The sequence below is a fragment of the Methylobacterium carpenticola genome (assembly GCF_042748905.1).
GTDB lineage: Bacteria > Pseudomonadota > Alphaproteobacteria > Rhizobiales > Beijerinckiaceae > Methylobacterium > Methylobacterium carpenticola.
In genome coordinates this window covers 1,932,247-1,952,316 of the sequence record NZ_JBHZEO010000001.1, presented here as the reverse complement: position 1 = coordinate 1,952,316, position 20,070 = coordinate 1,932,247, and the positions used below count along the sequence as shown (strand labels likewise).

The window sequence follows — 20,070 nt, the reverse complement described above, 5'->3', positions numbered from 1 at the left end:
CCTCGCCGCTCCGCCGTCAGGACACGGCCGGCGGGACGCGGCCGGGAGGCTCCGGGAAGGCTTGGAGCGCGACCTGCGCCACCTCGCGCAGGGCCTCGCGGTCCGAGCCGGACGACGCCATCACGCCCATCCCCGCGATGACGCTCGACAGGAAGCGCGCCAGCGCCGCCGGATCGGCGCTCGCCGGCAGGTCGCCCTCCTCCCTGGCCTGGACGAAGCGGTCGCGGAGTTCGGCCTCGGTCTGCGCGCGGCGCGCGGCCAGCTCGAACGGGATGTTCTCGGAGCCCGCGCCGCAGGCGAGTCCCCCCTGGACCAGGAGGCAGCCGGGCGGATTGGCCGGATCCGTGTGGCTCTCCACGATGCTGAGCAGCATCCGCTCCGCGACCTCGCGCGCCGTCCGGCCGCTGAGCACGTAACCCATGTGCTGCGAGCGCTTCTGCGCGTAGCGGTCGAGGGCGGCCTTCAGAAGCCCCTCCTTGCTGCCGAAGGCGGCATAGAGGCTCGGCGGCTTGATGCCCATCGCCTTGGTCAGCTCGGCGAGCGTGGCGCCGTCGTAGCCGTGGCGCCAGAACACCTCCATCGCCTCGTCCAAGGCCTTGTCCCTGTCGAAGGACCGAGGCCGACCCATCGCCATTGCCTGCGGGCTCCCACTTTTGTATCGAGCAATAGATAAGTCTCTTGACGCGCGGCGTCCACTCCGACATCTGTAGCGAACCATACAGATGTCGGAGCTGGCCGTGAGCCCAGAGCGTGACGCCTCCCTTACCCGCTTCCTGCTGCGGCGGGCATCCGGAATCGCCCTGGCGGCCGGCCTCCTGGCGGGAGCGGCCTCCGCGGTCCTGCCGCGCGCTTTCGTCCAGGCGGGACCGGCCGCGGCGGCCGCGTCCGAGGAGGCCGTGCCGGTGTCGGTCGCGACGGTGGAGCCGCGCGAGGTCGTCCTGTGGGACGAGTTCTCCGGCCGGCTGGAGGCGATCGAGCGCGTGGAGGTGCGCGCCCGGGTCGGCGGCGCGATCCAGGCGATCCACTTCGCCGAAGGGGAACTGGTCAAGGCCGGAGACGTCCTGGTGACGATCGATCCCGCGCCCTACGCGGCGGAGGCCCAGCGCCTCGAGGCGCAGGTCACGGGGGCCGAGGCGCGCCTCGCCCTGACCGCGAGCGATCTCGACCGCGGCCAGCGCCTCTGGGACCAGCGCATCGTCACCGCGCGCGACCTCGATTCCCGCTCGAACGCCTACAAGGAGGCCAAGGCGACCCTCGACGCCACCAAGGCGGCGCTGGAGGCCGCGCGGCTGAACCTCGGCTACACGCAGGTGCGCGCGGCGGTCGGCGGGCGGGTCGGGCGCCGGGAGGTCACGGTGGGCAACCTCGTGGCGGTGGGCGCGGGCGCGCCGGTCCTGACGACGCTGGTGTCGGTCGATCCGATCTATGCCAGCTTCGACGCGGACGAGGGGATCGTGCTGCGCGCCCTCGCCTCGATCGCCGAGCCCTCGGGCGCCCGCGGGCGGCTCGACCGCATCCCGGTCGAGATGACGACGGCGGAGGGAGCGCGGTCCGCGGGCCATCTCCAGTTCATCGACAACAAGGTCGATGCCCGCAGCGGGACGGTCCGGGTCCGGGCCGTGTTCGAGAATCGCGACGGGCGCCTCATCCCCGGCCAGTTCGCGCGCATGCGGCTCGGCCAAGCGAAGCCCGGCCGGCTGCTGCTCGTGGACGAGCGCGCCATCGGCACCGACCAGGACAAGAAGTTCGTCCTCGCCGTCGGTGCCGACAACCGGGCGGAGTACCGCGCCGTCACCCTCGGCCGAGCCGTGGACGGCCTGCGCGTGGTGGAAACGGGCCTGACGAGCGGGGACCGGATCGTGGTGAACGGCCTCCAGCGCGTCCGCCCCGGCGCCCTGGTGCGGGCCGAGACGGTCGCCATGGGTGCGCGGCCCGGTGGCCCGGCCGCCGCGGGCCGGCTCGCGCAGCGCTGAGTCCGACGCTCCGGCCATCCGCTGCCGGATCGATCGAACGCAGGACCACTCAAGTCATCGCCCCCTTTCCCGGACGCCTGAAGCGAGAGCGGCGGGCGATCCGGCAAAGGGGGGTGAACAGGCAAGCAGCCCGGATCCCGGCGGAGCCAGAGCCAACCGGTCCCGACCCGCCGGCATCCCGCCGGCCCGATTCTCCCGCCGCGCTCCCGCGCGGCCGCGATCCGGCTCGCCCAGGAGGGCGGCATGAACCTCTCCAAGTTCTTCATCGACCGCCCGATCTTCGCGGGCGTGCTCTCGGTGCTCGTCTTCCTCGGGGGCCTCATCGCGCTCTTCGCGATGCCGATCTCCGAGTATCCGGACGTCGTGCCCCCGTCCGTCGTGGTGCGGGCCACCTATCCGGGCGCCAATCCGAAGGTCATCGCCGAGACCGTGGCGACGCCGATCGAGGAGCAGATCAACGGCGTCGAGGGCATGCTCTACATGTCGAGCCAGGCGACGACGGACGGCATCATGACGCTGACCGTCACCTTCCGGCTCGGCACCGATCCCGACAAGGCCCAGCAGCTGGTCCAGAACCGCGTCTCGCAGGCCGAGCCGCGCCTGCCCGCGGTGGTGCGCCAGCTCGGCATCGTCACGGTGAAGAGTTCGCCCGACCTGACCATGGTCGTGCACCTCGTCTCGCCGAACGGCCGCTACGACATGACCTACCTGCGCAACTACGCGGTGCTCAACGTCAAGGACCGCCTCGCGCGCCTCGACGGCGTGGGGCAGGTGCAGCTCTTCGGCTCGGGCGACTACGCGATGCGGATCTGGCTCGACCCGCAGAAGGTGGCCGAGCACGGCCTCTCGGCCGGGGATGTCGTCCGCGAGATCCAGGCCCAGAACGTCGAGGCGGCGGCGGGCGTCGTCGGCGCCTCGCCGGCGGTGCCGGGCCTCGACCTCCAGCTCTCGCTCAACGCCGAGGGACGCCTCACCAGCGAGGAGCAGTTCGGCGACATCGTCGTCAAGACCGGCGCGGACGGCGCGATCACGCGGCTGCGCGACATCGCCCGCATCGAGCTCGGGGCGTCCGACTACGCCCTGCGCTCGCTCCTCGACAACAAGTCGGCGGTCGCGATCCCGATCTCCCAGTCGCCGGGCTCGAACGCCATCCAGATCTCGGACGAGGTCCGCCGGACCATGGCCGAGATCAAGGCGACCATGCCGGACGGCATCGATTACCAGATCGTCTACGACCCGACGCAGTTCGTGCGCGCCTCGATCGAGGCGGTGATCCACACGCTCCTCGAAGCGGTCGCCCTCGTGGTGCTGGTCGTGATCCTGTTCCTGCAGACGTGGCGCGCCTCGATCATCCCGCTGCTCGCCGTGCCGGTCTCGATCGTCGGCACCTTCGCGGTGATGCACGTCTTCGGGTTCTCCATCAACGCGCTGAGCCTGTTCGGCCTCGTGCTCGCCATCGGCATCGTGGTCGACGACGCCATCGTGGTGGTGGAGAACGTGGAGCGCAACATCGAGGCCGGGCTGTCGCCGCGGGAGGCGAGCTACCAGGCCATGCGCGAGGTGTCGGGCCCGATCATCGCGATCGCCCTCGTCCTCGTCGCGGTGTTCGTGCCCCTCGCCTTCATCAGCGGCCTGACGGGCCAGTTCTACAAGCAGTTCGCCCTGACGATCGCGATCTCGACGGTGATCTCGGCGGTCAATTCCCTCACCCTCTCGCCGGCCCTCTCGGCCCTCCTCCTGCGCGGGCACGACGCCCCGCCGGACCGGCTGACCCGCGCCCTCGACACGCTGCTCGGCTGGTTCTTCCGCCGCTTCAACCGGGCCTTCGGGCGGGCCTCCGCCGGCTACGGACACGGCGTCGGAAGGGTCGTCTCGCGCAAATCCGCGATGATGGGGCTCTACCTCGTCCTCGTCGGCCTGACCGTGGTGCTGTTCCGGCAGGTGCCGGGCGGCTTCGTGCCGGGCCAGGACAAGCAGTATCTGGTCGGCTTCGCCCAGCTTCCCGACGGGGCCACCCTCGACCGGACCGAGGAGGTGATCCGCCGCATGAGCGAGATCGCCCTGAAGGAGCCCGGCGTCGAGAGCGCCGTCGCCTTCCCGGGCCTCTCGATCAACGGCTTCACCAACAGCTCGAATGCGGGGATCGTCTTCTCCACCCTGAAGCCGTTCGCGGAGCGCCGGGACCCCGCCCTGAGCGGGGCGGCGATCGCCCAATCCCTGAACCGGAAATATGCCGGGATCCAGGACGCCTTCATCGCCATGTTCCCGCCGCCGCCGGTCAACGGCCTCGGCACGATCGGCGGGTTCAAGCTCCAGATCGAGGACCGGGCGGGCCTCGGCTACGAGGCCCTGAACGAGGCGACCAAGGCCTTCCTGGCGAAGGCCGCGCAGGCGCCGGAACTGGCCGGCCTGTTCTCGAGCTTCCAGATGAACGTGCCGCAGCTCTTCGCCGACCTCGACCGGACCAAGGCCCGCCAGCTCGGGATCCCGGTGACGGACGTGTTCGACACGCTGCAGATCTATCTCGGTTCGCTCTACGTCAACGATTTCAACAAGTTCGGGCGCACCTACTCGGTCCGGGTCCAGGCCGACGCCCCCTTCCGCGCCCGGGCGGACGATGTCGGGCTCCTCAAGGTCCGGGCCGCCTCGGGGGAGATGGTGCCGCTCGCGGCGCTGCTGCGCGTCCGGCAGACCTCCGGGCCCGAGCGGGCGATGCGCTACAACGGGTTCCTGTCGGCCGACATCAACGCGGGCGCCGCGCCCGGCTTCTCGTCGGGCCAAGCCCAGGCGGCCGCCACCCGCATCGCCGCCGAGACGCTGCCGAAGGGCTTCGCCTTCGAGTGGACCGACCTCACCTATCAGGAGTTCATCGCCGGCAATTCGGGCGTCTGGGTCTTCCCGCTGGCGATCCTGCTCGTCTTCCTCGTGCTCGCCGCCCAGTACGAGAGCCTGACCCTGCCGCTGGCGATCCTGCTGATCGTGCCGATGGGGCTCCTCGCCGCCATGACCGGCGTCTGGCTCTCGGCCGGCGACAACAACGTCTTCACGCAGATCGGCCTGATCGTCCTGGTGGGGCTGTCGGCCAAGAACGCCATCCTGATCGTCGAATTCGCCCGCGAGCTGGAATTCGCCGGCCGCCGGCCGCTCGCGGCGGCGATCGAGGCGAGCCGGCTGCGGCTGCGCCCGATCCTGATGACCTCGATGGCATTCATCATGGGCGTCCTGCCGCTCGTGACCGCGACCGGCGCCGGGTCGGAGATGCGGCGGGCGATGGGCGTGGCCGTCTTCTCCGGGATGATCGGGGTGACGGCGTTCGGCCTGTTCCTGACGCCCGTCTTCTACGTGCTGCTGCGCCAGCTCACCGGCAACCGGCCCCTGCGGCACCACGGCGGGACGCCGCCCGCCGCCCACGCCCCGCGCGCGGAGGCGGTCCACTGAAGCGGCAGCTTGCGTCCGCGCCCGTGGTCCGCGCCCATGGTCCGCGCTCTTGGCCTGCGAGCCGTCGGAGAGATCCCGGGCCGAGGAGGGCGCGGCTCTCGGAAGGGAGAGCCGGACGCGGAGACGGTTCAGCGGCGCATCTGGGCCAGGAGCCGCTGCGTTTCGGCGAGCGTGCCCTGCAGGACGGCCTGCTGTCGCGTGAGCTCGCCGATCAGGCGGGCCGTCCGGTCCCCTTGAGCCCGCATCCCCAGCGCCGCAGCCGGCGAGGGAGGCCGGCACGGCCTGCGTCCCCGTTTCAGCGCATCGCTGAGCGGCACCTCCATCAAGGCCTGACCCCGCGCGTCGGTGATCTCGAAGCCCAGTCGCATCGGGTCCTCGCGCGCGCGGATCATGTCGATGGCCATGCCCACGAGGGCGCGACAGGCTTCCAGATAGGCAGCCTCCAGGCTCGGGCACTCGGTCCCCACCTCATCACGATCGATGGCATCTCCGTTCTTCAGGTGGAAGTAGAAGAGCGGCACGTCCTGTCTCCCGGTGACCGTAGAGGATCGTAGCCGGACGGAACGCCGCCGGTCTGCCCATATGGTAGCGCAGATGCATACCCGATGTGCGGTCAAATGTATGGACCGGCGGATTGCCGAAGTGTCTGGGCAGGGCCGAACGACGCCTGCGGCAGAGTCGATCTGGCCGGCTTCTTAACCTTGGATCGCAGCACAGGGGGCGCTTCCGCGGGGAGGCCCGCTGCTGCCTCGTGCGTGGACGGGGATGCCGCCTCGACGCGGGGAGGCGCGTCCCCTCACGAGCTGAGGATGGACCGCAGCAAGGCCGCGCCCTCGGGGCTGGCCGCGTAGCGGGTGCGCTGGGTGCGCGGGTTGCGCTCGGTCGCCGCGACGAGCCCGTGCCCGGAGAGGGTCTCGACGGCGCGCAGGACCAGGGCGTGCTCGAGGCCGAAGATGCGCGCGAAGCTGCGGCTGTCCTCGGCCAAGCGCAGGTGCAGCCCGGCGAGGATGCCCGCCTCCAGCAGGCTCAGGTCGGAGCGCATCGCCGCGACCGTGTCGGTCGCGGCGAGGAAGGTCTCGGCATCGGCCGGAGGCTCGCTCACGCCGCCTCCGCCCGCGCGCGGGCCCGCACCCGCACCAGCACCGATTTCGAGGTCGGCGTGTCGGAGCGCTCGCCGAAGCTCGACAGCGGCACCAGCACGTTGAGTTCGGGGTAGTAGCCCGCGAGACAGCCGCGCGGCATGTCGAAGGGCACGAGCCGGAAATCCTCGGCGATGCGCGCGATCCCGTCCTCGTGCACGCCGACGAGATCGACCCGGTCGCCGGCCCGCGCCCGCAAGGCCGCGAGGTCGTCCGGATGGGCGAAGACCACGCGACGCTCGCCGTAGACGCCGCGGTAACGGTCGTCGAGGCCGTAGATCGTGGTGTTGTACTGGTCGTGGCTGCGGAAGGTCTGGAGGACGAAGGTGTCCTCGCTCACGGCCGCGCGCTGATGCTCGGTCGCCAGCGGGAGCGGGCCCGCGGCGAAGTCGGCCTTGCCGGAGCGCGTCTCGAACACGCGCTCGGCGGCGAGATTGCGCAGCTGGAAGCCGCGCGGGCGGCGCACGCGGAGGTTGAAATCCGCGAAGCCGGGGATCGTCGCCGCGATCCGGTCGCGGATGCGGTCGTAATCCGCGGCGAGCCACGCCCAGTCGATCGTCTCCGAGCCGACCGTCGCGGCGGCCATGCCGGCGATGATCGCGACCTCCGAGCGCAGATGCGGCGAGGCCGGCTTGTTGATGCCGCCCGAGCCGTGGACCATGCTCATCGAATCCTCGACGGTCACGATCTGGATCTTGCCCTGCGGGTTGCGGTCGATCTCCGTGCGCCCGAGGCAGGGCAGCAGGTAGGCGACGCGGCCCGGCAGCAGGTGCGAGTGGTTGAGCTTCGTGGCGATCTGGACGGTGAGGTCGCAGGACGCGAGCGCCTTGGCGACGAGCGCGCTGTCGGGCGTGGCGCGGGCGAAGTTGCCGCCGAGCCCGATGAAGGCCTTGGCCGAGCCGTCGAGCATCGCGCCGATCGCCGCGAGCACGTTGTGGCCGTGCCGGCGCGGCACCACGACGCCGAACTCGCGCTCCAGCGCGTCGAGGAGCGCCGCCGGCGGCTTCTCGGTGATGCCGACCGTGCGGTCGCCCTGCACGTTCGAGTGGCCGCGCACCGGGCACAGGCCCGCGCCGGGCCGGCCGACATGGCCGCGCAGGAGCAGCACGTTGGCGATCTCGCGGATCGTGGCGACCGAGTGCCGGTGCTGGGTGACGCCCATCGCCCAGGTCGCGATGACCCGGTCCGCCCCGAGATAGACCTCGGCCGCCTCCTCGATCTGGGCGCGGGTGAGGCCGGACTGGTCGAGGATCGCCTCCCAGGCGGTGGCGTCGACCGCCGCGCGGTAGGCCTCGAAGCCGGAGGCGTGGCGGGCCAGGAAGGCGCGGTCGAGGAGCGAGGGCCGGCCGGCGGCGCGCTCGGACTCGTCGCGGGCGAACACCGCCTTGGCGATCCCGCGGAAGGCGGCCATGTCGCCGCCGAGGCGCGGCTGGTAGTAGTGGCTGGCGATCGGACGGCTCGCGCCGCGCAGCATCTCGACGCTGTTCTGCGGGTCGGCGAAGCGCTCCAGGCCGCGCTCGCGCACGGGGTTGAGCACCACGACGCGGGCGCCGCGCTCGGCGGCCCGGCGCAGGTCGCCCAGCATGCGCGGATGGTTGGTGCCGGGATTCTGGCCGACGACGAAGATCGCGTCCGCCTTCTCGAAATCCTCCAACAGCACCGTGCCCTTGCCGATCCCGATCGCCTCGGTGAGCGCGATGCCGCTCGCCTCGTGGCACATGTTGGAACAATCGGGGAAGTTGTTGGTGCCGTAGGCCCGCGCGAAGAGCTGGTAGAGGAAGGCGGCCTCGTTCGAGGCCCGGCCCGAGGTGTAGAACTCGGCGGCATCCGGCGTGGGCAGCGCCCGCAGGGCCGCGCCGATCTCCGCGAAGGCCTCCTCCCAGGCGACCGGGCGATAGGTGTCGCTCGCGGCGTCGTAGCGCATCGGATGCGTGAGGCGGCCCTCGCTCTCCAGGGCGTAGTCGGTCCAGCCGCGCAGGGCGCTCACCGTGTGCTTGGCGAAGAAGCGCGGGGTGGCGCGCTTGTCGGTCGCCTCCCAGGCCACCGCCTTGACGCCGTTCTCGCAGAACTCGAACGAGGAGCCGTGGGCCGGGTCGCCCCAGGCGCAACCGGGACAGTCGAAACCGTCGGGCTGGTTGGCGCTGAGCATGGCGCGGGCGCCGGAGAGGGGCGCGCGGCTGCCGAGCAGGTGCTTGCCGCAGCTCTTCAACGCGCCCCAGCCGCCGGCTGCGGACGAGCGCTTGGGAGACGGAACGGTGCTGTCCATCGCGAGACTTCGGGATCCGACGTGCTGGAGAAAGCCTGCCGCGCCGCCCGGCAATCCGGGCGCGCGGCCGGCATCGAGGAAACATCCGGACTGCCGGATCTCGGCGTCCAAGGGCGCCCATGATCCGCGTGGTCCGACGCCGATCGATATAGCATCTCGCAAATGCGAAGGGATGAGGACGAATATGCGAGAGAGGTATGCATTGAACGCAACCGTGGTGCGTTAATTTAGAATTATCCTGCGCGGGATGGGATACTTTGGTGCACTTGCATTGCCGCAGGGGCCGCGATTTCTGGCCCGGCCCGGCGGTGCTCCGTGCAAGGGGCGGCGGTGCAAGAGGTGCGCCGATCCGTGATTTCCCCCCGCCCGGGTGCCGCGGGACGCCGACCGGTCAGTCTCTGCCGCCGCCTTGGCCATTCTTTGGCATCGGACCAAAGTTTTACTTGTCGCGTCGTGACGCGGTAATTAACCGAAATTGGTATACCAGAAATCGATTCGGCTGTGACGATGACACTTGAAGCACAATGCCAGCCTGTGTTCGTCAATACCGGGGCGGGCGGAGAGCCCGGATCGCTCGTTTTCGTCGGAGGGAAACTCGTCGCGGTCCTGGTGCAGCTCGACGAGAGCGAGGACAACGACCGCGATCTGCAAGGGAAATGGTTTCTGGAGGCCGGTTTCGGCCCGTGCCAGGATTGGAGCAAGGGCTCGGTGTTCACCTCTCAGGACGAGGCTGTGGCCTGGGTCAGCGAGCAGGTCCGGCTCGATCGGTTCGCCGCAGCCTGACCCGGCGCCGAGCGCCACGTCGCCGGCCGGGCAATCCCGGGCCGGCGGTCCTGCATGCCGGCAGGAATCCTACTTCGCGGCGGCCCTGCGGGACGAGGCGGCAGGGGGCCGCGACCGGCCCAATCCGCTCGCCTTGGCGAGTTCGGAGCGCATGGCCGCGTAGTTCGCCGCGATCATCGGATAATCCGGCGGCAGGCCCCATTTCTGGCGGTACTGCTCGGGCGTCAGGTCGTGCTTGGCGAGATGCCGCTTCAGCGACCTATAGTGACGCCCGTCCTCCAGGCTGACGATGTAGTCGGGCGTGATCGTCTTCCGGAGCGGAAGCGGAGGCGTGAACTTCGGAGCTTCCGGCTCGACCGGCCGGCCGAGCTTCTCGATCTGGTCGTGCACGCTTCGGATCAGGGCCGGCAGCTCACCCGGCGGAACGTTGTTGCGCGAGACATAGGCCGAGACGATCTCCGCAGCCAGCGCGATCCCGTTGGAGGGGACTCTTTCCTTGTCGCTCATCGAAGGCTCCAGATTGCACCCAGATACAACTCTTAGGTGTGATGCCGGAGAAAAGACAAGCAGAGATTCGGGGCCCGGGACGGCCGGCCCCCGGGTGAATTGAGGCGGCCCTGGCATCGTCTCCGGGAATGGCGGGCGCTGCGGGCCCGGCTCAGCGATGGACCCGGCGGCGGCGGCTCTCCGCGGCCGAGGCATCCTCCTGCGCCTGGAGGCGCGCGACGAACACCGTGGCGGCCCGGGCGATGTGCTCCTGCGAGAGCCGGTCGGCCCGCGCCCCGTCCCCCGCCGTGATGGCCTCCAGGATGGCGGCGTGCTCCTCCCAGATGCGGTGGGGCATTGCCTCGTCCTCGCGCAGCACCTCGCCCATGATCCGCTGGAGGTGGTTGAAGTGCGGGGCGACCGTCTCGACGATGATCGGGTTGCCCGAGATCTCGCCGAGGAAGCGGTGGAAGGCGATGTCCGCCGCGATGAGCTGCGAGACCGTGCCGCTCTCGACGGCCGCGCGGCCCGCCGCGATCAGGGCCGGCCCCTCGCGCGCCGCGCGCGCCGCGCCGCGCTCCGCCGCGAGACGGCTCGTCAGCCCCTCCAGCACGCCGCGCACCTCGTAGAGGTTGTGCACGAAGCCGGCTTCGAGCGGCGCCACCACCAGCCCGCGGCGCGGCGCGTCGCGCACGATGCCGTGGTTGCGCAGCAGCAGCAGCGCCTGCTGCACCGGCTGGCGCGAGACGCCGTAGGCCTCCGCGAGCTCGTCCTGGATCAGCCGCGCGTTCGGCGCCAAGCGTCCCTCGGTGATCTCGTTGAAGATCGCGTCGTAGACCTGCTCCACGAGCCGGTGGCGCGTCATCGGCGTGCGACTCTCCATCATGCCATCGCGCCTTGCCGGCGATGCGTCGCCGGCAAGGCGTCCGGCGCATGAGCGCCGGAGGCCGTTCGAAGGCGCTGCGGTAACGGACCGGCCATGGCCGGAACCCCTTCGCGACAAACCATGGACCGCGTGTTGCGCAAAGCGGCCTTTCGTGCAATAGCGAATTCCAAATTCGAATTCCGAATTCAAAGAGCCAGGACCCGGACAACCGGGCCGGCGGCGCGGAATTCAACGCGAGGGAGAGAAACGATGACGGGGCTCACTCGGCGGCGCCTGCTGGCGTCGGGTCTCGGCGCGGCGGCCGCCACGGCATGCGGCGGGCTGCCGCGCCCGGCCTTGGCGCAGGGGCAGAAGCTCAGCTTCAAGCTCGGCACCGACCTTCCGGTGCCGCACCCGGTCAATGTCCGCCTCAAGGAGGCGATCGCGGCGATCGCACAGGAGACGAACGGGGCGGTCGAGATCGCGCTGTTCCCGTCGAACCAGCTCGGCAGCGATTCGGACATGCTGTCCCAGATCCGCTCGGGCGCCCTCGAACTGGCGACCTTCCCGGGCACCGTGGTCTCGACCCTGGTGCCGGCGACCTCCCTCACCGGGCTGGGCTTCGCCTTCCCGAGCTACGACACGGTCTGGGCCGCCATGGACGGCGACGTCGGCGGCTACATCCGGCGGGCCATCGAGAAGACGAATCTCGTGCCGTTCGAGGCGACCTGGGACAACGGCTTCCGCCAGATCACGACCAGCACCAAGCCGATCCAGACGCCGGCCGATCTCAAGGGCTTCAAGATCCGCGTGCCGGTGGTGCCGCTCTGGGTGTCGATGTTCGCAGCCCTCGGCGCGGCGCCGGTGAGCATCCCGCTCAGCGAGGCCTATTCCTCGCTCCAGACCAAGATCGCGGACGGCCAGGAGAACCCGCTCGCCCTGATCAACTTCGCCAAGTTCTACGAGGTCCAGCGATACTGCTCCCTCACCAACCATGCCTGGGACGGCTTCTGGATGATGGCGAACGGGCGGGTCTGGCGCAGCATCCCGGCCGACGTGCAGCAGATCATGACCAAGCACCTCAACGCCGCGGCGCTCAAGGAGCGCGGGGACATCGCCAGGGCCAATATCGACCTCCGGAAGGAGCTGGAAGCCAAGGGCCTCGTCTTCAACGGCGTGGATCCGGGCGCCTTCCAGGCGGCCCTGCGCAGGACGAAGTTCTACACCCAGTGGCGCGAGAAGTTCGGCGCCGAGGCCTGGGCGCTCGTGCAGAAATACGCCGGCGACATCGGCTGACGGCGCGGCCAAGGCGGCCCGTGCGGCCAAGGCGGCCCGTGCGGCCGCCCGCATCGCCGACGCGACGGATCCATCAGGAGCGACCGATGAGAGATGTGCTCACGCACGGGCAAATGCTCGCCGTCCAGGCGCGCCTGCAGCCCGACCGGATCGGCGCGCGCGACCTTGAGCGCGCGATGACCTTCCGCCAGTGGAACGCCCGCGCCTGCCGCCTCGCCAACGGGCTTCTCGGCCTGGGCCTCGCCAAGGGCGACCGGGTCGCCGTGCTCGCCTATAACTGCGTCGAATGGCTGGAGATCTACGCGGCGGCGGCCAAAGCGGGCCTCGTCGTGGTGCCGGTCAACTTCCGGCTCGTCGGCGCCGAGGTCCGCTACATCCTGGAGGATGCCGAGGTCTCGGCCCTCATCGTGCAGGATCAGCTCGCCGGGACCGTCGAGGAGATCGGCGCCGATCTCCCCCTGTCCCCCGCGCGGCTGGTCTGGTTCGGCGCCGCGCCCGGCCCGGCCGGCTGCCCGGCCTACGAGGATCTGATCGCGGGCGCGAGCGAGGCCGAGCCCGGTACGGCGGTCGATCCCGCCGATCCCTGGATGCTGATGTACACCTCGGGCACGACCGGCCGCCCGAAGGGCGCGATCCGCAGCCATCGCGGGGCCGCGATGCTGGCGCTCGTCACCGAGATCGAACTCGGCATCCACCGTCACGATTCGGCGCTCCTCGTCATGCCGCTGTGCCACGCGAACTCGCTCTACTTCTTCGGCGCGTTCAGCTATTGCGGCGGCGTGACGAGCGTGTACTCGCGCAAGAGCTTCGACCCGGAGCATTGCGTGCGGGTGCTGGCGCAGAGCGGCGCCAGCTTCACCTCCCTGGTGCCGACGCACTACGCCATGATGCTCGGCCTGCCCGCCGCCATCCGCCGGCAGCAGGATCTGAGCCGCGTCACCCGCCTGATGATCTCCTCGGCGCCCGCGCGGCCCGACACCAAGCGGGCGGTGATGGAGATGTTCCCGAGTTCGGGCCTGTTCGAACTCTACGGCTCCACCGAGACCGGCTGGGTGACCATGCTGCATCCCGACGAGCAGTTCACCAAGCTCGGCTCGGTCGGGCGCGAATGCGTCGGCTCCGCCCCGATCCGGCTCCTCGACGCGGACGGGAACGAGGTGCCGGACGGCGAGGCGGGCGAACTCTACGCCAGCAACCCCTACCTCTTCGACGGCTACTGGAAGCTGCCGGGCAAGACCAGCGAGGCCTTCCGCGGCGCCTATTGCACGGTGGGCGACATGGCCCGCCGCGACCCGGACGGCTACATCCACCTCGTCGACCGCAAGAGCAACATGATCATCTCGGGGGGCGAGAACGTCTATCCCTCCGAGGTCGAGGCCCTGCTCGGCGGCCACCCGGCCGTGCACGACGTCGCGGTGGTGGGCCTGCCCGACGAGACCTGGGGCGAGCGCGTCCACGCCGTCATCGTGCTGCGCGAGGGCGCGACGGCGGACGCGGCGCAGATCCTCGAATGGACCCGGGAGCGGCTCGCCGGCCACAAGCGCCCCCGCTCGGTCTCGTTCCTCGCCGACGCCGACATGCCGCGCACCGCGACCGGCAAGACCCTGCATCGCAAGCTCAAGGAGCGGCTCGTCGGCGAGGGCGCCTGAGCCCCGCGCCGCCGCTCCAACGCGCAGCAGACTTGCGTTGGCGCGCCAACGCTTCGTCCGCTTCGATTCCTGATGCGTCGCAGGTCTTGTCGCAAAACCGGCGACCATTGTTGCGGAACCTGCTTAGGGAGGGACGAGATGAGCCAGTCGGCACAGCCGGTCATGGACCTCAATGCGGACGATCAATCCTGCGCGGCCTGGATCGCCCGGTTCCTGAAGGCGCGCGGCGTCGCGCGGATCTTCGGCTTGCAGGGCGGGCACATCCAGCCGATCTGGGACCACGCCGCCCGCCTCGGCATCCGCATCGTCGACGTGCGCGACGAGGGCGCGGCCGTGCACATGGCCCACGCCCATGCGGAGCTGACCGGGGAACTCGGCGTCGCCATGGCCACCGCCGGGCCCGGGGTCACCAACTGCGTCACCGGCATCGCCAACGCCTCGCTGGCGCGGGTGCCGGTCCTGCTGATCGGGGGCTGCACCTCGCGCCCGCAGGCCAATCTCGGGCCGCTGCAGGACATTCCCCATGTCGAGATCCTGCGGCCGGTCACCCGGCAGTCGCGCACGGCGCGCGTGGCCGAGCAGGTGATCCGGGAACTCGACGAGGCCGTGAGCCGCGCCATGGGCGATCTCGGCGAGCCGGGGCCGGTCTATGTGGAGATCCCCACCGACGTGCTGCGGGCGCACGTGCCGTCCGGGCTCGTGCTGGACGACTGGATGCGCCCCAAGCCGCCCCGCCTCCTGCCGCCGGACCCGGAAGCCGTGGCGGCGGCCGCCGACATCCTCTGGTCCGCCAAGCGCCCCCTCGTGATCACCGGCCGCGGCGCGCGGCCGGCGGGCGCCGCGCTGGTCCGGCTGCTCGACGCGCTCGGCGCGGTCCATCTCGACACCCAGGAGAGCCGCGGCCTCGTGCCGGCCGATCATCCGGCGACGGTGGGCGCCATGCGCGCCGCCGCCATGAGCGAGGCCGACGTCGTGCTGGTGATCGGGCGCAAGCTCGACTACCAGCTCGGCTACGGCTCGCCCGCGGTGTTTCCGCAGGCGCGGTTCGTGCGCATCGCCGACACGGCGGGCGAACTCGTCGACAACCGGCGCGGCGAGCCGGAACTCCTGGCCACCCCCGCCCTCGCCCTCGCCGCCATCGTGGCGGCGGCGGGCAACCGCGAGCCCGCCCTCGACCGCGCCTGGGCCGACGGCCTGCGCCGGCGCCACCGCGAGCGGATGCGGGGCGGCGGATCCAAGACCCTGGTCGGCTCGGACGGGCGCGTCCACCCGAACGCGATCTTCGAGGCCATCCGTCAGGTGGCCGATCCGGACTACGTCGCGGTGGCCGATGGCGGCGACCTCCTCAGCTTCGCCCGGATCGGGCTGGAGGCGCGCACCTACATGGATGCGGGCGCCTTCGGCTGCCTCGGCGTCGGCGTGCCCTTCGCCATCGCGGCCTCCCTCGCCTATCCGGAGCGGCAGGTCATCTGCGTCACCGGCGACGGGGCGTTCGGCATCAATGCCATGGAGATCGACACCGCGGTCCGTCACGGGGCGAAGCCGGTGATCGTGGTCTCGAACAACGCCGCCTGGAACATCGAGCGCTACGATCAGGAGACCAATTACGGCGGCCGGGTCGTCGGAACGCTGCTGGCCGATTCCGACTATGCGGGCATGGCGCGGGCGCTCGGCGCCCATGGCGAGCGGGTCGAGCGCCCCGAGGACCTGCCGGCCGCCCTGGAGCGGGCGTTCGCGAACGCGCCGGCCCTCATCGACGTCGCGACCTCGCAGACCGCCGTCTCCTCCGATGCCCGCAAGGGTCTCGGCTTCGTCCCCGACTACCAGCCTCTGACGGCCTGGGACGACGCCGAGAAGCGGCGGCGGGGCGAGCTGGACTGATGGCCGCTCAGGCCGGGACGCGCTCCGGCGCCATCAGGTCCCGGCGGATCCGCTGCGCCGTCTCCTGCAGGTCCGGCGCCGCACGGTCGCGCGGCTGCGGCGCCGTCACGGCGTGCGCGGCCACGATCCGGCCCGGCGCCCCCGCCAGCACCACGACCCGGTCGGCGAGGTAGACCGCCTCCTCGATGTCGTGGGTGACGAACAGCACGGTCTGGCCGGAGGCGCGGCAGAGGCGGGCGAGTTCGTCCTGCAGGGTCTCGCGGGTCAGGGCGTCGAGGGCCGAGAACGGCTCGTCCATCAGGAGCACGTGCGGCTCGACGGCGAGCGCCCGGGCGAGCGCGACGCGTTGGCGCTGGCCGCCGGAGAGCTGGAACGGCCAGCGGCCGGCGAGGTCGGCGAGGCCGACCCGGGCGAGCGCCTCCGCGGCCCGGCGCCGCCGCTCGGCGCGGGGAATCCGCAGCTTCTCCAGCCCGAAGGCGACGTTGTCGAGGATCCGCCGCCAGGGCAGCAGGCGGGCATCCTGGAACACCAGGGCGACCGCCCGGCGGCCCGGCGCCGGCGGGCTCACCGTCACGATGCCCGCGCTCGGGCGCACGAGGTCGGCGATCACCCGCAGGAGCGTCGACTTGCCGACCCCGGAGGCGCCCACGATAGCCAGGAACTCGCCGGGCGCGATGTCGAGGTCGAGGCCTTCGAGCACCGTCGTGCGGGTGCCGTCGCGGGCGAAGGTCAGGGCGAGGCCCTGGATGCCGATCAGGCCCGCCATCTGAGCATCCGGCGCTGGAGGGCGGTGAAGGCGGCGTCGAGCAGGCCGTAGAGCAGGGCCATGGTGAGCATGTAGACGACCACGATGTCGGTCGCGAGCAGGGTCGAGGCCTGCATCATCCGCTGGCCGAGGCCGGGGACGCCGAAGATCTCGGCCGCCACCACCGCCATCCAGGCCTGCCCGAGGGCGGTGCGCACGCCGACCAGGATGCCCGGGGTCGCGGCGGGCCAGACCACCTTGAGGAGGCGCTCCGGTGCGGAGCGGAAGCCGAAGGCCTCCGCCACCTCGACGAGGTCGCGGTCGACGCCGCGGATCGCCCCGTGGCTCGCGAAGTAGACGATCCAGAACACCCCGACCGCGATGATGAACAGGGCGGCGGCCGGGCTGACCCCGAACCAGATGATGGCGAAGGGCACCCAGGCGAGGCCGGGCACCGGGCGCAGCACCCGCACCACCCAGGCGCTCAAGGCCTCGGCCGTCCGGAACAGGCCCGTGAGGGTGCCGGCCGCGATGCCGAGGCCGACCCCGATGACGAGGCCGGCCGCGTAATGGCCGAGGCTGCCGCCGATCGCGGCGAGCCACTGGCCGGAGCGCAGTTCCCGCAGGAACGCCTCCGGCAGGACCGAGGGCGGGGGCAGGAAGGCCGGGTTGACCAGCCCCGCCCGCGGCACCGCCTCCCAGAGCGCGAAGAAGGCGGCGAGCCCGACGAGGGGGAGCAGCGCGGCGCCGCGGCGGGGCCTCACCGGCCCGCCACCGCGCGCTCGTAGAGGCGCGGCTCGAACAGGCCGTCGAGGGGCACCTCGCGGTCGAGGGCGCCGATCCTCACCTGATAGCGCTGCATGGCGGCGGTGGCCTCCACGATGGCGCGCGGATCGGCGGAGAACCGGGTGGCCGGCGAGCCGAGCGCCCGGCGGATCGTGGCGAGGTCGACGAGCCCCTTGCCGAGGGAGGCCTCGACGGTGGGCGCGACGCGGTCCGGGTCGCGCCCGAGCAGGTCGACGGCCCGCACGATCCCGGACACCACCGCCTGCGCGGTCTCGGGCTCCCGGTCGAGGAGCGCGCGCGTCAGGGCGACGACGGTGCCGGGCTGGTCGGGGAACATCTCGCCGCCGAGGCCGACGAGGCGGATCGCCGGGTTGCGTCCCGTGACGATCGAGACCGCCGGCTCGCGCAGGGTGCCGCCCTCGACGGCGCCCGCCAGGACCGCCTGCTGGGTGGCGTCGATCCCCATCGACACGATGCTGACGTCCTTCGGGTCGGCCTTCGCCACCTCCCAGAGCCAGTGCTGGAGCGTGGTGTTGGGCACCGAGCCGAGGGGCTGGGTGGCGAGCCGGGCGGGCGCGCCGGCCGCCGCCCGGAAACGGCGGAACGCCTCGGCCGGCGCGATTCCGGGCTTGAAATGGCCGGCGAGCTTCGGGCCGGCGACGAAGACGTTCTCCTCGACCGCCGTCGCGGTCACGACCTTGACGTCGATGCCGCGCGCCCGGGCGACGCCGAGCGGCGCCACGCCCGCCACGTAGACGTCGAGGGTGCCCGAGGCCAGGGCCTGGATCATGTTGGGGCCGGATTCGAAGGTGGTCACGGCGAGGCTGAGCCCCGCCTCCTTGAGCCAGCCCTCCCGCTCGGCGACGAAGATCGGGGCGGCGGCGAGGATCGGGATCACCCCGACCCGCAACGGCGCCGCGCGGCCCTGCGCCCGGGCTCCCGCCGCGAGGCCGAAAGCCGCGCCGGCTCCGAGGATCGGGCCTGCCCCAAGGAGAGTGCGTCGTGTGAAGGTCATGGCGGGCCGCCGGGATGAGAGAACGCCGCCGCCTTAGAACATCCTTTCGCAAATGCGCAAGAACTCGGCCGCAAGAAGATGATCGTCGCTTGCAATCGCCGTATCACGGAAGATTTTTCCAATCATCCGCGATACGGAGGAAGATCGTTCCTCGGCTGCCCGCACCCGCCTCACGCCCGGGCGGCCGGCCCGGCGAAGAAGCGGTTCTCCGGGCGCGGCAGGCCGAGATGCTCGCGCAGCGTCGTGCCCTCGTACTCGGTGCGGAACAGGCCCCGGCGCTGAAGTTCCGGGACGACCTTGCCGGTGAAATCCTCCAGCCCCTGCGGCACGTCCGAGACCATGATGTTGAAGCCGTCGCTCGCGCCGGCCTCCAGCCAGGCCTGCATCTCGTCGGCGATGCGCCGCGGCGTGCCGACCATGGCGAGGCCCGCATAGCCGCCGAGCCGCTGCGCGAGCTGGCGGACGGTCAGCCCCTCGCGGCGCGCCAGCGCGATCGCCCGTTCCCGCCCGGTCTTCGATTGGTTGGTCTCCGGGATCTCGGGCAGGGGGCCGTCCGGGTCGAAGGCGCCCGCATCGACGCCGAGCGCGATCGAGAGCGCCGCGATGGCACTCGCCTCGTGCACCAGGCCGTCGAGCCGCGCCCGCTTCTCGCGCGCCTCCTCGTCGGTGTCGCCCACCACGACGAAGCAGGCGGGCAGGATCTTCAGGTGAGCGGGATCGCGTCCGACCGCCGCCATCCGGCCGCGCACGTCCTCGGCGAAGCGGCGCCCGTCCTCCAGGCTCGACGCGGCGCCGAAGATCACCTCGGCGGTCTCGGCCGCGAGCTGCCGCCCGGCCCCCGAGGCCCCCGCCTGCACGATCACCGGCCAGCCCTGGACCGGACGGGCGACGTTGAGGGGACCGCGCACCGAGAGATGCGGCCCCTTGTGATCGAGGACGTGCATCTTGTCGGGATCGAAGAAGACGCCCGTCTCGGTGTCGCGCAGGAAGGCGTCGTCCGCGAAGGAATCCCACAGGCCCTTCACCACCGAGACGAATTCGTGCGCGCGGTCGTAGCGGTCGGCGTGCTCGGGGTGATGCTCCAGGCCGAAGTTCCGGGCGGCGTCCGGGTTCGAGGTGGTGACCACGTTCCAGCCGGCCCGGCCGCCGCTCAGGTGATCGAGGGAGGCGAACTTGCGGGCGATGTGGAAGGGCTGGTCGTAGGTGGTGGAGGCGGTGGCGATGAGCCCGATGCGCTGCGTCACCACCGCGAGGGCCGGCAGCAGCGTGAGCGGGTCGAAGGAGGTGACGGTGGCGGAGCGCTTGAGCGCCTCGATCGGCATGTTCAGGACCGCGAGGTGGTCGGCCATGAAGAAGGCGTCGAACTTCGCCGCCTCCAAGGTCTGCGCGAAGCGGGCGAGGTGGGCGAAGTTGAAGTTGGCATCCGGGTAGCCGCCCGGGTAGCGCCACCACGCGGTGTGGATGCCGACCGGCCGCATGAAGGCGCCGAGGTGAAGCCTGCGGGGCTGCGCCATGGTGGTCCCTTTCCGTCGTGGATGCGCGTCCGTGACCAGGACCCGCGCCTGTCGCGCATCATCCGCCGCGATGGTCGCCGGCTCGGCGGCGATGACACGGAAGCCGGCTTCTCGGCAGGATCGATGCCCGCGCGGTTGCCCGATCCGGGCCATCTAAGTTCACCGCCGGATGTCCGCCAACCTCCCCCGCGCGTTGGTCCCCTGCGCGGGCCGCAGGGCTGTGCCCCGCTCCGG

Annotated in this window: 16 protein-coding genes; 6 read left to right on the top strand and 10 right to left on the bottom strand. The window is 71.4% G+C overall.

What is annotated here, in order from left to right:
- Positions 1-16: 16 nt before the first annotated feature.
- Positions 17-634 carry a TetR/AcrR family transcriptional regulator gene (locus tag ACE101_RS09340; RefSeq protein WP_379128308.1) on the bottom strand — a complete coding sequence of 206 codons (618 nt, stop codon included), beginning with the start codon at positions 632-634 and terminating at the stop codon, positions 17-19.
- 88 nt (positions 635-722) lie between these two features.
- Between ACE101_RS09340 and ACE101_RS09335 the strand changes: the two genes are divergently transcribed.
- Positions 723-1,973, top strand: a complete 1,251-nt coding sequence (locus tag ACE101_RS09335) for an efflux RND transporter periplasmic adaptor subunit (protein ID WP_379128306.1) — start codon at positions 723-725, stop codon at positions 1,971-1,973.
- 243 nt (positions 1,974-2,216) lie between these two features.
- The gene (locus ACE101_RS09330; protein ID WP_379128304.1) at positions 2,217-5,411 is read left to right on the top strand and encodes an efflux RND transporter permease subunit; all 3,195 of its coding nucleotides are present in this window, start codon (positions 2,217-2,219) and stop codon (positions 5,409-5,411) included.
- Between the two features lie 128 nt (positions 5,412-5,539).
- On the opposite strand, the gene ACE101_RS09325 is transcribed toward ACE101_RS09330, so the two are convergent.
- From ACE101_RS09325 to ACE101_RS09315, 3 genes are all read right to left on the bottom strand, one after another.
- The gene (locus ACE101_RS09325) at positions 5,540-5,932 is read right to left on the bottom strand and encodes a DUF6894 family protein (protein ID WP_379128301.1); all 393 of its coding nucleotides are present in this window, start codon (positions 5,930-5,932) and stop codon (positions 5,540-5,542) included.
- A gap of 275 nt (positions 5,933-6,207) precedes the next feature.
- The gene (locus tag ACE101_RS09320) at positions 6,208-6,513 is read right to left on the bottom strand and encodes a hypothetical protein (RefSeq protein ID WP_379128298.1); all 306 of its coding nucleotides are present in this window, start codon (positions 6,511-6,513) and stop codon (positions 6,208-6,210) included.
- The gene (locus ACE101_RS09315) at positions 6,510-8,816 is read right to left on the bottom strand and encodes an FdhF/YdeP family oxidoreductase (RefSeq protein ID WP_379128295.1); all 2,307 of its coding nucleotides are present in this window, start codon (positions 8,814-8,816) and stop codon (positions 6,510-6,512) included. The genes ACE101_RS09320 and ACE101_RS09315 overlap by 4 nt, the downstream gene beginning before the upstream one ends.
- 507 nt (positions 8,817-9,323) lie before the next feature.
- Between ACE101_RS09315 and ACE101_RS09310 the strand changes: the two genes are divergently transcribed.
- Positions 9,324-9,599: a hypothetical protein gene (locus ACE101_RS09310; RefSeq protein ID WP_379128292.1), complete on the top strand. Its 276-nt coding sequence runs from the start codon at positions 9,324-9,326 to the stop codon at positions 9,597-9,599.
- 69 nt (positions 9,600-9,668) lie between these two features.
- Here the strand turns inward: ACE101_RS09310 and ACE101_RS09305 are convergent, their stop codons facing one another.
- Together ACE101_RS09305 and ACE101_RS09300 are read right to left on the bottom strand one after the other, a co-directional pair.
- On the bottom strand, positions 9,669-10,106 hold the full coding sequence (locus tag ACE101_RS09305; protein WP_379128290.1) for a Ros/MucR family transcriptional regulator: 438 nt from the start codon (positions 10,104-10,106) through the stop codon (positions 9,669-9,671).
- A 151-nt stretch (positions 10,107-10,257) separates the two neighbouring features.
- Complete coding sequence (locus ACE101_RS09300) at positions 10,258-10,971, bottom strand: GntR family transcriptional regulator (RefSeq protein ID WP_379128288.1); 714 nt, start codon at positions 10,969-10,971, stop codon at positions 10,258-10,260.
- A 249-nt stretch (positions 10,972-11,220) separates the two neighbouring features.
- Here ACE101_RS09300 and ACE101_RS09295 point away from each other — a divergent pair, with 249 nt between their 5' ends.
- The 3 genes from ACE101_RS09295 (at position 11,221) to ACE101_RS09285 (ending at position 15,776) form a co-directional block, all read left to right on the top strand.
- Positions 11,221-12,246 (top strand): TRAP transporter substrate-binding protein, encoded by a 1,026-nt coding sequence (locus ACE101_RS09295; RefSeq protein ID WP_379128285.1) that lies wholly within the window; start codon positions 11,221-11,223, stop codon positions 12,244-12,246.
- A gap of 86 nt (positions 12,247-12,332) precedes the next feature.
- Complete coding sequence (locus tag ACE101_RS09290; protein ID WP_379128282.1) at positions 12,333-13,895, top strand: class I adenylate-forming enzyme family protein; 1,563 nt, start codon at positions 12,333-12,335, stop codon at positions 13,893-13,895.
- Positions 13,896-14,033: 138 nt separating this feature from the next.
- A complete protein-coding gene (locus ACE101_RS09285) occupies positions 14,034-15,776 on the top strand; it encodes a 2-hydroxyacyl-CoA lyase (RefSeq protein WP_379128279.1) in 1,743 nt (580 codons plus the stop codon).
- A gap of 7 nt (positions 15,777-15,783) precedes the next feature.
- Here the strand turns inward: ACE101_RS09285 and ACE101_RS09280 are convergent, their stop codons facing one another.
- The 4 genes from ACE101_RS09280 to ACE101_RS09265 all read right to left on the bottom strand — a co-directional run bounded on the left by ACE101_RS09280 (position 15,784) and on the right by ACE101_RS09265 (position 19,836).
- Positions 15,784-16,542 carry an ABC transporter ATP-binding protein gene (locus ACE101_RS09280; RefSeq protein WP_379128276.1) on the bottom strand — a complete coding sequence of 253 codons (759 nt, stop codon included), beginning with the start codon at positions 16,540-16,542 and terminating at the stop codon, positions 15,784-15,786.
- Positions 16,530-17,285 carry an ABC transporter permease gene (locus ACE101_RS09275; protein ID WP_379128273.1) on the bottom strand — a complete coding sequence of 252 codons (756 nt, stop codon included), beginning with the start codon at positions 17,283-17,285 and terminating at the stop codon, positions 16,530-16,532. Before ACE101_RS09275 ends, ACE101_RS09280 begins: the two co-directional genes overlap by 13 nt.
- Positions 17,282-18,322 (bottom strand): ABC transporter substrate-binding protein, encoded by a 1,041-nt coding sequence (locus ACE101_RS09270; protein WP_379128271.1) that lies wholly within the window; start codon positions 18,320-18,322, stop codon positions 17,282-17,284. The genes ACE101_RS09275 and ACE101_RS09270 overlap by 4 nt, the downstream gene beginning before the upstream one ends.
- Before the next feature lie 170 nt (positions 18,323-18,492).
- Positions 18,493-19,836 carry an LLM class flavin-dependent oxidoreductase gene (locus ACE101_RS09265; RefSeq protein WP_379128268.1) on the bottom strand — a complete coding sequence of 448 codons (1,344 nt, stop codon included), beginning with the start codon at positions 19,834-19,836 and terminating at the stop codon, positions 18,493-18,495.
- Positions 19,837-20,070: the final 234 nt, after the last annotated feature.